The organism is Paenibacillus wynnii (assembly GCF_030812855.1).
In the GTDB taxonomy this organism is placed as follows: domain Bacteria; phylum Bacillota; class Bacilli; order Paenibacillales; family Paenibacillaceae; genus Paenibacillus_AQ; species Paenibacillus_AQ wynnii_A.
In genome coordinates, this window is the sequence record NZ_JAUSTK010000003.1 from 271,880 (window position 1) to 284,700 (window position 12,821).

General features: G+C 45.6%; 10 protein-coding genes, 7 tRNA genes and 2 rRNA genes. 5 read left to right on the plus strand and 14 right to left on the minus strand.

The features are described from left to right. Nucleotides 1-9 precede the first annotated feature (9 nt). The 5 genes from J2T20_RS05195 to J2T20_RS05215 all read right to left on the minus strand — a co-directional run bounded on the left by J2T20_RS05195 (nucleotide 10) and on the right by J2T20_RS05215 (nucleotide 5,255). Nucleotides 10-2,112: a SpoIID/LytB domain-containing protein gene (locus J2T20_RS05195; protein ID WP_307586230.1), complete on the minus strand. Its 2,103-nt coding sequence runs from the start codon at nucleotides 2,110-2,112 to the stop codon at nucleotides 10-12. A 32-nt stretch (nucleotides 2,113-2,144) separates the two neighbouring features. Beyond that, entirely contained in the window at nucleotides 2,145-3,152 is a 1,008-nt protein-coding gene (gene ruvB / locus J2T20_RS05200) for a Holliday junction branch migration DNA helicase RuvB (protein ID WP_307586232.1), read from the minus strand. Nucleotides 3,153-3,188: 36 nt separating this feature from the next. Next, nucleotides 3,189-3,806 carry a Holliday junction branch migration protein RuvA gene (gene ruvA, locus J2T20_RS05205; RefSeq protein WP_307586234.1) on the minus strand — a complete coding sequence of 206 codons (618 nt, stop codon included), beginning with the start codon at nucleotides 3,804-3,806 and terminating at the stop codon, nucleotides 3,189-3,191. Beyond that, nucleotides 3,803-4,306: a crossover junction endodeoxyribonuclease RuvC gene (gene ruvC / locus J2T20_RS05210; protein WP_307586236.1), complete on the minus strand. Its 504-nt coding sequence runs from the start codon at nucleotides 4,304-4,306 to the stop codon at nucleotides 3,803-3,805. Before ruvC ends, ruvA begins: the two co-directional genes overlap by 4 nt. Before the next feature lie 181 nt (nucleotides 4,307-4,487). Further along, entirely contained in the window at nucleotides 4,488-5,255 is a 768-nt protein-coding gene (locus tag J2T20_RS05215; RefSeq protein ID WP_307586238.1) for a BofC C-terminal domain-containing protein, read from the minus strand. Nucleotides 5,256-5,519: 264 nt separating this feature from the next. On the opposite strand from J2T20_RS05215, the gene fabV reads away from it, so the two are divergent. From fabV to J2T20_RS05240, 5 genes are all read left to right on the plus strand, one after another. After that, on the plus strand, nucleotides 5,520-6,710 hold the full coding sequence (fabV, locus tag J2T20_RS05220; RefSeq protein ID WP_307586240.1) for an enoyl-ACP reductase FabV: 1,191 nt from the start codon (nucleotides 5,520-5,522) through the stop codon (nucleotides 6,708-6,710). Between the two features lie 191 nt (nucleotides 6,711-6,901). Next, entirely contained in the window at nucleotides 6,902-8,137 is a 1,236-nt protein-coding gene (locus tag J2T20_RS05225) for an FprA family A-type flavoprotein (RefSeq protein ID WP_307586242.1), read from the plus strand. Nucleotides 8,138-8,167: 30 nt separating this feature from the next. Then, nucleotides 8,168-9,388 carry an NAD(P)/FAD-dependent oxidoreductase gene (locus tag J2T20_RS05230; protein WP_307586244.1) on the plus strand — a complete coding sequence of 407 codons (1,221 nt, stop codon included), beginning with the start codon at nucleotides 8,168-8,170 and terminating at the stop codon, nucleotides 9,386-9,388. Between the two features lie 32 nt (nucleotides 9,389-9,420). Beyond that, the gene (gene rd, locus J2T20_RS05235; RefSeq protein WP_307586245.1) at nucleotides 9,421-9,591 is read left to right on the plus strand and encodes a rubredoxin; all 171 of its coding nucleotides are present in this window, start codon (nucleotides 9,421-9,423) and stop codon (nucleotides 9,589-9,591) included. A 43-nt stretch (nucleotides 9,592-9,634) separates the two neighbouring features. Further along, on the plus strand, nucleotides 9,635-10,342 hold the full coding sequence (locus J2T20_RS05240) for a Crp/Fnr family transcriptional regulator (protein ID WP_307586246.1): 708 nt from the start codon (nucleotides 9,635-9,637) through the stop codon (nucleotides 10,340-10,342). Between the two features lie 174 nt (nucleotides 10,343-10,516). On the opposite strand, the gene J2T20_RS05245 is transcribed toward J2T20_RS05240, so the two are convergent. The 9 genes from J2T20_RS05245 to J2T20_RS05285 all read right to left on the minus strand — a co-directional run. After that, nucleotides 10,517-10,595: transfer RNA gene (locus J2T20_RS05245), tRNA-Leu, on the minus strand. Nucleotides 10,596-10,623: 28 nt separating this feature from the next. After that, nucleotides 10,624-10,700, minus strand: a tRNA-Arg gene (locus tag J2T20_RS05250). Nucleotides 10,701-10,708: 8 nt separating this feature from the next. Beyond that, a tRNA-Gly gene (locus J2T20_RS05255) sits at nucleotides 10,709-10,783 on the minus strand. A 137-nt stretch (nucleotides 10,784-10,920) separates the two neighbouring features. Continuing rightward, a tRNA-Asp gene (locus J2T20_RS05260) sits at nucleotides 10,921-10,998 on the minus strand. A gap of 4 nt (nucleotides 10,999-11,002) precedes the next feature. After that, nucleotides 11,003-11,079, minus strand: a tRNA-Met gene (locus J2T20_RS05265). Nucleotides 11,080-11,100: 21 nt separating this feature from the next. Next, a tRNA-Val gene (locus J2T20_RS05270) sits at nucleotides 11,101-11,176 on the minus strand. A 62-nt stretch (nucleotides 11,177-11,238) separates the two neighbouring features. Then, nucleotides 11,239-11,313 (minus strand) — tRNA-Glu (locus J2T20_RS05275). A gap of 584 nt (nucleotides 11,314-11,897) precedes the next feature. Next, nucleotides 11,898-12,014 (minus strand): 5S ribosomal RNA (gene rrf, locus J2T20_RS05280). Nucleotides 12,015-12,136: 122 nt separating this feature from the next. Beyond that, a 23S ribosomal RNA gene (locus J2T20_RS05285) occupies nucleotides 12,137-12,821 on the minus strand; the annotation flags it as partial.

The following is a 12,821-nucleotide window of genomic DNA, read 5'->3' on the forward strand; positions in this document are numbered from 1 at the left end:
TATTAGTCTTCATTCCTTAACTATAGTAACGTTACGATAATAGTGTTGCAATATTTGTTTGTAATCATACCCGCTGTCAGCCATACCCTTAACGCCCCATTGGGACATACCCAGCCCATGACCATAACCGCGGCCGATAAACAGGAATCCGGGATTGCTGTTAATAACTCTGGCTGTAGAATCGCCACCCATAATTACGGTGCCGCTACCGTTAACCGTTACTTTGCCTGATGCAGATAGCACACCTGCACTCTGAGAACTAGTAACTGTTCCAGTAGCACCGTCAGCGCCTAATACAGTATAACTGGCGGAGGGTACAATATCAAACAATGTACTCGGCAATCCGTTAAGGCCTGAACGGAATAAATCCGGGTATTTCATCTTCAGAATTTCGCCATTAGCTTTGACTTGAACAGCTCTTCCTGAAGGTCCTCGTTGGGTTACCTGCAAGCTGATTAAAGAAGATGGCAGCGTACTGCTCGTTACTCCTTGCAGACTCTTCAGCAGCTCCGCTGAAGTATAAGGCCCCTTAATCCAGCTATAGCTGCCAGATTCTATCACCTTATCTAGTACAACTGCGTTCTCTCCCGGGTTTAATTTACCGACAGGACTTACCTCACTCTGGATAATAGGCAGAGGGCGTATGTTCACACCTTGGGTTAAAGCAGTGAGTATTTCAAGTCCTGCTGATGTATTCGTCCCTGTCAATTTAACATTATCTTCACGCGCATATCCAACGGTACCGTTAGGCAGCATTACATTATACCAATTCTTCGAGGTGGCAATCGCCGAGATATCTGTTGGACTTGCCACACTTCCGAACATAGTACCGCCATTCCCCCACACTTCTGAAGGGTCAGCCGTAAATCCTCCGCTATTGGAGGAGAATACCGCCTCTACAATCTTGCCCCCGCTCATTAACACTTCACCAGCAGTGGCATCAACCGCTCTAGTAATTACAGGAGCCTCGGCCCCTATGCCGTTATATACCTGGCTTAAGGTTGTATCGACCACATTCGCTACGTCAAAACGGTTCCCTTGAAAACGTGCATAGCTGCGTGCAGCAACAGCCTGAGTCTTAAGTGCCTCAAATGCCCAACCGGAAGATACTTCACCGCCAACGACTGCATACAAATACTTTTCTAAAGGGACTTCATTGATTACTGCCAATGATCCATTCAATCCGCTAAGTTCAAAATTCCCTCGATACGTCCGTTTCGATCTTTCCGTAAGCTGAATCCCGGCGTCATTTCCAACTGCGATAAACTTAGTTCCGTAACCAGTTATCATATAATGGGGAGCTTGTCCCTCATTTGTCCAATCCTGACCGGCGTCCGTACGTAGAATTAACCCGCCTGAAGTAGCTGTACTGGGTGTCAGAGTAAGCTGTGGCAAGGATTGAGATACAAGAGCCTGGAGAGCTGACAGTTCACTGTCATTTGCAGCTTCGCCGATCCAAACCTCATATTTCACACCTTCTACAGCGGGTACAATAACACTCCATGCATCAAAGCCTACCGCTGCAATACTGCCCACTACAGAATCTGCCTCTTGCTGGGTTGTATAAATACCTGCACTAAGATGCTTACTTCCTTTTACCGTAGGGATTTGACCTGCAGGAATAGTGATTCCAGACTTCCCTACCCGTGTTGCCGCATCCTTAGCAGCGTTTTCGCTGGCATACATCCCTGTGTATAACTGGTACAGGTTTCCACCATTCTTGGATGCAGCGAATAACAACGGTTTATCGGAGGTTGACTGCAGTTTTTTGGCTGCATCGGCCGCCTCCTTCCAGAGGGGAGTTTCAAGCACCTTTACCCGGAAGCTGTCATAACTGAACCGAGCTACACTTTTAACCGGGATGGAGACCAACTGAGAGCCCTCTTTGGAGATCAAGCTCCACTCCTGATTGGATTGTAAGGAAATTACCGGCACGGTAGATTTATATTTGCTTCCAATATCAGCAAACAGTGCAACGCGTATCGTAAGGTTAGAATCAGCATGACTATAACCAACAGGGAGCAGCAAGCTTCCCATTACCAGCGTTGCTGCTAATAATCCTTTGCTGGCTGGAGCTAGCAATGCTCTCCATCCCCGCTTTGAATGATTCATCCTGCATCCTCCTCCATAAATGTAGTTGATTCTCAGGGCTGCTCCGGAGGGAGCGATAAACCCAAGTGTTGATAGGCTGCTGGTGTAACAATTCTTCCGCGCGGCGTCCTTTGCATGAACCCAATCTGCAATAAATAAGGCTCATACACATCTTCAATCGTCTGGCTCTCCTCGCCTATAGTAGCGGCTATTGTATCAAGCCCTACAGGGCCTCCACGAAAGCCTGTAATCATAGAGAGCAGCATCTTGTGGTCAATGCTGTCTAGTCCAAGAGGATCAACTTGAAGCATCTTTAAGGCCTCACCGGCAATCTCCGGTGTAATGATTCCATCGCCTCGTACCTGTGCAAAATCCCGTACCCTCTTCAGCAAACGATTCGCTATCCGCGGAGTTCCCCTTGAACGTAAAGCAACCTCGTCTGCGGCATCACCAAGAATCTCAATGCCCAGAAGATCAGCATTCCGCGAGACGATATAACTTAATTCATCCATCGAATACAACTCTAGACGGCTTACAACCCCGAATCGGTCGCGCAGCGGTGCTGACAGCATTCCGGCACGGGTTGTTGCACCAATTAAGGTAAAGGGCGGTAAATCCAGCCGCATGGAGCGGGCGCTTGGTCCCTTGCCGATCATGATATCAAGTGCAAAGTCCTCCATTGCCGGATACAACACCTCTTCAACAGTCCGGTGCAGCCGATGAATCTCATCAATGAATAAGACATCGCCCTGTTGCAGATTGGTCAGAAGAGCAGCCAAGTCACCTGGGCGTTCTATAGCCGGACCGGACGTTGTGCGCAGGCTAACTCCCAGCTCATTGGCGATAATATTGGCCAAAGTCGTTTTCCCAAGGCCCGGAGGTCCATAGAGAAGTACATGATCCAAAGCCTCACTTCTCATTTTTGCAGCTTCTATATATATTTTCAGGTTTTCTTTGACCTGGTTCTGTCCGATATACTCACCCAGATAACGAGGACGCAAACTAAACTCAACCGCCTGCTCATCCATCATTAAATTTGCGGATATGATTCGGTCATCCATCTTTCATCGCTCCCATTCTTCAGCATGTCTGCAGTCCTATCTAGCTACATACAGAAGCTTAAGCGCTCTTTTCATCAGCACGTCAACCGTTTCCGACTCTGCTCCCTCTTGCTTCAATGCGAGCCATACACGATCCAGTTCACTTTCTGTATAACCGAGCGCCTTCAATCCGTCTCTGGCTTCTTGCCAAGGCAGTACACCGTCTTCTGTCTCCTGATTCACAGCAAACAGACCTGTCTGAATAGGGATGTTCCCCAGACCTTCCAGCTTGTCCTTCAAATCCAGAATCATCCGCTGTGCCGTTTTCTTGCCGATCCCCGGCAGCTTGATCAGGAAAGTTATATTCTCTTGATAAATAGCGGATATTAATTGATCTGGGGTTCCCCCCGTCAATATACCCAAAGCCACGCGTGGTCCGATTCCCGACACCTCTATCAGCTTGCGGAACAATCTTTGTTCCTCCCGGGTAGGAAACCCGAATAGAAGTGTGGCATCTTCGCGTGTCTGGTAGTGGATAAATATCGTTACAGGTCCATCAACCTTGGCAAATGCATACGGATTCGGGCAAAATACCCGGTAGCCTACGCCCTGAACATCCAATACCACATATTCCGACTCTAAATGAACAACGGGACCTCTTAAGAAATCTATCATTTTCGCAATACCTCATTTAATTTGGAATTAAGACTATAGGAGTGGGCATGACATACCGCTACAGCCAAAGCATCGGCTACATCATCCGGTTTCGGAACTACTGATAATTTCAGCAGCATTTTGATCATTTCCTGCACCTGATGTTTCTCTGCTTTGCCATAGCCTACAACGGCCTGCTTAACCTGCATAGGCGTATATTCCGCTACCGGAAGCCCGCGTTGTACAGCAGCCAGAATAATCACACCACGAGCTTGTGCAACGGGTAAAGCGGTCGTAACATTTCGACTGAAGAACAGCTTTTCAATCGCTACCGTATCCGGTTTATATTTATCAATCAGCTGAACCATGCCTTCATAGACATGAAGCAGACGTTCTTCCTCCGGTGTGTGAGCCTCTGTCTGAATACATCCGTATTGAACAGGCTTCAGTTTATTGGCCTCCTTGTCCACAAAGCCGAACCCCACAATCGCCAGCCCCGGGTCAATTCCAAGAATGCGCAATTCTATCTCTCCTCTATTAAAGCGAACATATGTATTCCTTCTAACCATTATAGCAAAAATAGCCCTCCCGGGAGAAAAAAATTTGCAATTGCAAATAATAATGTATCGGCCTTTAAAAACACCAAAAAAAAGGCTCCCGATGCTTACATCAGAAACCTTTTATTAATTTCTATATTATGTTCTAATCCTTACTTTGCATAACCTGTTCTGCACTATCCCTTGCATAGTCACTAAAAGTAGACAATACACTGTTGTACTCTTCTATATCCTGAACCCGGATCCCGTCCTGAAGCTGCTTCCAAATATTCTCCGGTAATGAGGACTTCATGGAGCCCATATCCATCTGAAAAAAGGTCTTTAGAACCTCCTCCTTCACCGGATGCCCCTTGAATAAGGTTAGATTACCGTGTTCATCGATACCAATGTAGGAATCTTTTTTGCAGGACGGTGATAGATCATCCACTTTTTTTTCAAGCCATAAGTCACCTTCAGTGTTAAGCCAACCCTTCCATGCTTGGTGCTCTGTAATTAAAACCTTAAGCTGAACAGGATCTTTCACTCCGGGTAACGTCTGAATTTCCTCACCGCTTACGTAGTCTATTTTCAGGTGAACCGTTCTGCTAATCCCGCTTTGGGCGATGATTTTCAGCAGTTGTTCATTCTGCAAAGTTACGGAGTTATCCTCCTTGCCGTCCTCTTGTGCATTCCAAACCGCTGCCGCTGGCTCATCACTGGAATTTACTTGATCCTGTATTGAACTACGCAAGCTGTTAACGGTATTGGTTAGGGTTAGTGTTGAATGGGTCAGGAGACCACTTATTTCCTCAGGGACTCGCATTCCGCCCCATGCCAATATTGTCAAAGCTGCACAAGCCGTTCCAACCCAAAGCGCCTTCTTCCAACGTCTCCATCGCCGCCAAAGTTGTTTTTTTAAGCGAAAAGCGTTCACGTTAATCCCTTCATTCTGCTTTTTTCCTATTGTGACCTATGAAGGGAGCATTTATGCGTTTTTTGAAGATTAATTCAGATTACAATAAAATTCATTGAAATTTTGAGCTTTCCGAGTTTCTTACGATCCTGCTCATTCACTTCAATTCATGTTTCGTGTATAATTTAGCTTGATGTAGGTACGGAAATATTCGGCATCACTACTAGCAATCCTATTAATAATTTCTTCTACCGCCTAAATATAAGAAAAAGGGGATATTCATTGATGATTATTCATCCAAAAACACGCGGCTTTATATGTACAACAGCTCATCCAGAGGGATGCGCGAAGCAAATCGAGAAACAAATTGATTACATAAAAGCTCAAAAAAAGTTTGACGGCCCCACAAATGTACTTGTGATTGGTGCATCAACCGGGTACGGACTTGCTTCCCGTATTGCTGCCGCCTTTGGTGCAGGTGCGAACACCCTCGGAGTTTTCTTTGACAGAGCAGCAGAAGGCGCGCGTACCGCAACTGCAGGCTGGTACAATACCGCGGCTTTTGAAGAAAAAGCTAAACAAAGCGGGCTTAAATCCTTCAGCATTGTCGGAGATGCCTTCTCGGACAGCATTAAAGCCAAAACCATAGAACTCATTAAGGCAGAATTCGGCCAAGTTGATTTAGTCGTGTACAGCCTTGCTTCACCACGTCGGACACACCCTGTTACAGGTGAAACTTTTTCCTCTGTTATAAAGCCGATTGGACCTACTTATACGAATAAAACCTTGAACTTTCATAGTGGAGAAGTATCTTTTACAAGTATTGAACCTGCAACTGATGAAGAAATCCGTCAAACCACCGCAGTCATGGGAGGCGAAGATTGGAGAATGTGGATAGAGCAGCTGTCTGAGGCGGGTGTCATTGCCAATGGAGCTACAACTGTCGCTTACTCTTACGTTGGACCTGAGGTTACACAACCTATTTATCGCGAAGGAACCATTGGAAAAGCCAAAAACGATCTTGAAAATACGGCTGCACAATTGAATGATCTTCTTCAATCACAAGGCGGACGTGCATTTGTATCGGTCAATAAAGCATTGGTAACTCAATCGAGTTCGGCTATTCCTGTCGTTCCGTTATATATTTCCGCGCTTTACAAAGTAATGAAGGAAAAAGAACTGCATGAGAACTGCATTGAACAAATGTATCGCTTATTCTCCGAACGTTTATATGGGGAAGGTACCGTTGAAGTTGATGAGAAAGGCCTCATCCGAATTGATGACTGGGAAATGCGTGAAGATGTTCAGGCAGAGGTAATGAAGCGTTGGCTTGACCTTGAGACAGACAATGTTAATGATCTAGCAGATCTTACAGGTTACCAGCAGGACTTTTACAATCTGTTTGGTTTTCGAACCGAAGGTGTAGATTACGAGGCAGATGTAGATCAAAACGTCGACATTCCGAACTTGTACTAATAGAAGTCTTAACGAAAATATAGAAATTTATCAAGGCTCCCCAAACTCTGGGGAGTTTTTTTGTTTTTATTATCTTCATTTTGAATTATTATTTCAAAATTTGATTTCAATCCTCTTTTTTAGAAAGGGAACGAGATAGAATCAAATTGCTGATACACATAAATACACATAAAGCACAGGAGGTAATTGGAATGAAACCAGGATTTAAACTAGCAAAAGATATTTATTGGGTGGGTAAAATCGATGAACGCGAGGTTCCCTTTCACCGCCTGCTCTTAACCAAAGGTACGACTTACAACTCCTATTTGCTCAAAACCGGCAAACCGACTGTCATAGACACAGTAGATATGGAATTCGGAAGAGAATTCGCAGAACAACTGTCTGAGTTAATAGATCCCCTCGATATTCAGTACATTGTAATCAATCATACAGAACCTGACCACTCAGGCGGATTGGCGGCACTCGCTGGCAAAGCTACTAACGCTACCATCGTCTGCACTGAGATTGCCGTACCTGAAATTCAGCAAATGTACAAGCTGCAGCACCGCAACTATCTCGTGGTTAAAGACGGAGACCAGCTGGATATCGGCGGGAAAACCCTCCTGTTCAAAGAGACTCCCTACCTTCATACGGAAGAGACGATGATCACCTACTGTATTGAGGATAAAATATTATTTCCCTGCGATATTTTCAGCACCCATATTGCCGTGGAGAAGCTTTTCGCCGATGAGGCTGGGTTTGATATTACCGAGGATTTCAAGGGCTATTATCAGGCCATTATCCACCCGCACAGAAGGTATGTACGGACACTGATGGAAGCGATCAAGGATTTGGAGATTAACATGATTGCCCCTTCACACGGATTTGTGATCCGACAAGACATTCCTAAATTCATTAACTTATATGCAGAACTTAGCTCCGAGACGACAGTAGGCAAGAAAGTCTCTATCGTCTATACAACCATCAAGAACAGCACTAAAAAAATGGCCCATATCCTGCAGGATTCTTTCCTAGAAAATAATATTGAGGTCGAACTGTGGGACGCAGACAAATCCGATGAAGCCGATATTCTTAAGAGTATTGCAGCGGCTGACGCTGTCTTTATCGGAAGTTCAACCAAGTATGCGGATATGACCGGGAATTTGGAAAATATTTTGCTTAAACTGAAGGATTTGAATTTGGAAGGTAAGTTAGCCGCAGCATTCGGATCCTATGGTTGGAGTGGAGAAGCTATTGAGGTAGTGCAGGATTATTTAAACGGAACGAACATGGCCGTACAAAGCACTTCACACGTCATCAAAACAACCGGAATGACCCATGTTGAATTCCCGATCCGTATCCGTTTCTCTCCTAAAGAGAAAGAAAAAATCTCCAAAATCAAAAACGCCGCCGAGTTCGTCTCGGACCTGCTTCTTAGCGCAATCTAAACTAAACATAGAGCCAACGGAGGAAATCAGATGCAAGAGAAACATTACGTTATTGTTGGCAGCGGGGTTGCCGCTGTACATGCAGCCAAAGCAATCAGAGATCATGACGGGGACGCATCCATCTCCATTTATGGAGAAGAATCCAACCTGCCTTACAACCGGATTAAACTCTCCAAGGGATTATTCACGGACCTGCACAGTGATAAAGTATTAATTAAGAAAGAAAAGTGGTATCTGGAAAATCGGATCAAAATTCAAAGCGGTACATCCATCACTGATATTGATCCAGATAAAAGAGTTGCAACTACCGGGGATGGGCAGCACGTTCCCTATTATAAACTCCTTCTGTGTACAGGGGCCGCAAACCGGAAGTTGAACATGGATGGAGCATCCTTACGTAATGTCCATAACATTCGCGATATGACGGATGCAGACAGCCTTAAGTCTGAACTGCAAAGCGGAAACCGCATCTGTATTATTGGCGGAGGTGTTCAGGGTGTGGAGACCGCATGGTCCTTTATAGAAGCAGGGTATCACGTAACAATCGTGGAAGCTGCTCCGCGTCTCATGAACAGACAACTGGACGAACAAGCCTCAACACTTCTGACACAGAGAATCATCGATCTAGGAGCTGACGTAAGACTTGGCCAGGGAGTTAAATGTATTACGGGAACAGACAGCGTGCAGGGAGTTGAGCTTGAAGACAGCACTATACTGCCTTGTGAGCATGTCGTATACTCGATCGGAATCATACCGAATACAGACCTTGCCCGTAAGGCGAGCATTCATGTACAGTCAGGTATCCTTGTGAATGAGAACATGGAGACAAGTACAGCCCATGTGTATGCTGCAGGTGACGCGGCCGAGTATCTGGGCAAAGTAGAAGGCCTGTGGGGAGGAGCAATCGAACAAGGGAAAATAGCTGGTGCCAATATGACCGGTACCCCGGTTGCTTACCAGAGATCTGTACCCGTTACTTTGTTCAACGCCTTTCAAACACCCCTATTTTCCATTGGTATGGTTAATGCGGAGCAATGTGATAATAGCTTGACCCATTTAGATGGAGAGCTTTACACTCGTATTTTTATAAAAGATGATTCCATTGTAGGAGTCATTTCATTCGAAGGTGCTGCTGCTTCCCTCTCTTATAAGACAGCGATTGAGCAGAGAATCACACTAGAAGGTATAGATCTTGCTCACAGCACTATTGAGGAAATTATTGGCGAGGTCATGAAACGATCACAGAAATAACACTATAAATCCACTGACAAGGAGATCAGATTATGAAAAAATATATATGTCAGCCCTGCGGTTATATCTACGACCCGGCCATTGGAGATCCAGATGAAGATGTATGTCCAGGTACAGCCTTTGAGGATCTGCCAGAGGACTGGATTTGTCCGGTCTGCGGAGAAGATACCAGTCACTTTGCACCTATTGAAGATAAGAAATAACTAAATCGCGGTACCCTGATTCAACCGTGAGAGAGGTGATTTTATGACAGAACATTCCTGCCAATATTCTAAGGAGCCGTGCACTCGCAAAGTTCCAATCTTTACTTCGTTATCTGATGAGGACCTTGCAAAGGTCAGCGCCATGATCAAACACAAAAAGTACACTAAGGGACAAGCTTTAATCTTAGAGGAACAACCTTCAGATACGTTGTATATCATTAAACAAGGGCAAGTTAAACTCTTAAAAGTTACGCCGCAGGGAAAGGAACAAATTCTGCATATTCTCTCGACGGGTGATTTCTTCGGCGAGCTTAACATCTTTAACAGTGATGAAGTGAGTAATTTCAGTGCATATGCATTGAAGAACACAGATATATGTCTGCTTACCAAAGCAGATATGGAACAGCTTATCGAGGAAAATCCGGATATCTCACTCAAACTGCTAAAGACCATTACCAAAAGATTAGCTCACACTGAAAATTTGGCTCAAAGCCTTGCTACAAAGGATCCAGAAATTCGAATTGCTTATATGATTTTGGAACTTGGGTATAAGTACGGCAAGCCGGGCAATGAGCAGATTCATGTGAGGCTTCCCCTTTCACGTGAGGAAATGGCAAATTACGTGGGTGTAACACGGGAAACCATCAGTCGCAAATTCAGTAAATTCGAGCAACTAGGCATCATCGAGATCAACGGCACTCGTGAACTCACCATCTGCGATATGACTAAGCTGACTGCGTATGTCGAATAAGACTTAACCTCAATAACAAATTAATTATGAACATATACTATAAAGGGACCGTCTCATTCAACGTACTTAACAGATGAGGCGGTCCCTTCTGCATAAACTTCTGATCTTTAGTCTTAGTAAATAAAAAAGGATTATAAGATGGCTTAGATAAGCATCTTATAATCCTTTTTGTTATACCGGCGAGAGGACTCGAACCTCCACGGTTTCCCTCTCGATTTTGAGTCGAGCGCGTCTGCCATTCCGCCACGCCGGCAAAGTCATAACCATCTAATGAAGTAAAATGGCGCGCCCTGAGAGATTCGAACTCCCGACCTTTTGATTCGTAGTCAAACGCTCTATCCAGCTGAGCTAAGGGCGCACATATAATGGAGCGGACGACGGGAATCGAACCCGCGACCCTCGCCTTGGCAAGGCGATGCTCTACCGCTGAGCCACGTCCGCACACGGTATGTATTGAATTGAAAATGGCGGAACCGACGGGATACTCTTCACTCCGTTACGAGATTGCGAAGTATTCCTATCGAAGCCTATGCTTCAACGAACCCAGATTTGAGTTCTCATCCCTGAAGATAAATAGATGGCGGAACCGACGGGATTCGAACCCGCGATCTCCTGCGTGACAGGCAGGCATGTTAGGCCAACTACACCACGGTTCCAAATTGGTTGCGGGGGCAGGATTTGAACCTGCGGCCTTCGGGTTATGAGCCCGACGAGCTACCGGGCTGCTCCACCCCGCGTCATAAGCAATATATAATTGATGGTGGAGGCTGAGGGGTTCGAACCCCCGACCCTCTGCTTGTAAGGCAGATGCTCTCCCAGCTGAGCTAAGCCTCCATAAGTGGAACAACTTATATATCATAACACATCTCATTTATTAAAGCAATCTAAAAATTAAATGGTGACCCGTATGGGATTCGAACCCATGTTACCTCCGTGAAAGGGAGGTGTCTTAACCCCTTGACCAACGGGCCTTGTTATGAATTTCCAATAAGAACAACAAATAATATTATATCAATTACTCCACTAGAAAGCAATAGTTTTATTTAAAAATTACTAGTGTAGCATTTTTTGATATTAGCCCTGGCAACTCATGGGGAGTTCCACTCCTTTCTATATGAAAGATCATGCGTGGAGATCTTCTCAGGATGAATGCAACTCCCTTCTGAGGAAAGAACATGCGTGGAGATCTGCTCAGGATGAATAGGTAGGCTTATCGGACCCAGCAGACGCTATTTACTCCGAATACCTGAATATCGTACTTAAGCGGACTCAGAAGACCCTATTTACAAGAATTCGGCTATAAATATCCCAATATTTGCAAATAAGGGAATCTATGTCCGTATAATTTACTTATGAGGCAATTTACCGATAATAAGGGATCTATAGTCCGCATAACGGTCTTGATCCGCTCTACTTTACTATATATGTACTTTAGCAGCTGATAGGTTCGAGCTTAATTGCTAGCTTCATGTAGATATTCACACAGAGACTCAAATTTTATTATTAGATTTTGCATAACAAAAAACCACCGTTGATTTCAACAGTGGTCTCATGTGCTTGGCAACGTCCTACTCTCCCAGGACCCTTCGGTCCAAGTACCATCGGCGCTGGAGGTCTTAACGGTCGTGTTCGGGATGGGTACGCGTGGAACCCCTCCGCTATCGCCACCAAACGGGTTTTTTCCGGTCGTATCACTCCCTGAATTTCTTCAGGAAAATAACCAACCATTAAAACGTGAATCAGGAATTTGACTCCCTGAAAACTGAATCCGAAACGAATCTGCGTGTTAGATATTTGGATAAGCCCTCGACCGATTAGTATTGGTCAGCTCCATGCATTGCTGCACTTCCACCTCCAACCTATCTACCTCGTCGTCTTCAAGGGGTCTTACTAATTGGGAAATCTCATCTTGAGGGGGGCTTCACGCTTAGATGCTTTCAGCGCTTATCCCGTCCGTACGTAGCTACTCAGCCATGCTCCTGGCGGAACAACTGATGCACCAGCGGTACGTCCATCCCGGTCCTCTCGTACTAAGGACAGCTCCTCTCAAATTTCCTGCGCCCACGACAGATAGGGACCGAACTGTCTCACGACGTTCTGAACCCAGCTCGCGTACCGCTTTAATGGGCGAACAGCCCAACCCTTGGGACCTACTTCAGCCCCAGGATGCGATGAGCCGACATCGAGGTGCCAAACCTCCCCGTCGATGTGGACTCTTGGGGGAGATAAGCCTGTTATCCCCAGGGTAGCTTTTATCCGTTGAGCGATGGCCCTTCCATGCGGTACCACCGGATCACTAAGTCCGACTTTCGTCCCTGCTCGACTTGTAGGTCTCGCAGTCAAGCTCCCTTATGCCTTTGCACTCTTCGAATGATTTCCAACCATTCTGAGGGAACCTTGGAACGCCTCCGTTACTCTTTAGGAGGCGACCGCCCCAGTCAAACTGCCCGCCTGACACGGTCCCCGTACCCGGTAAGGG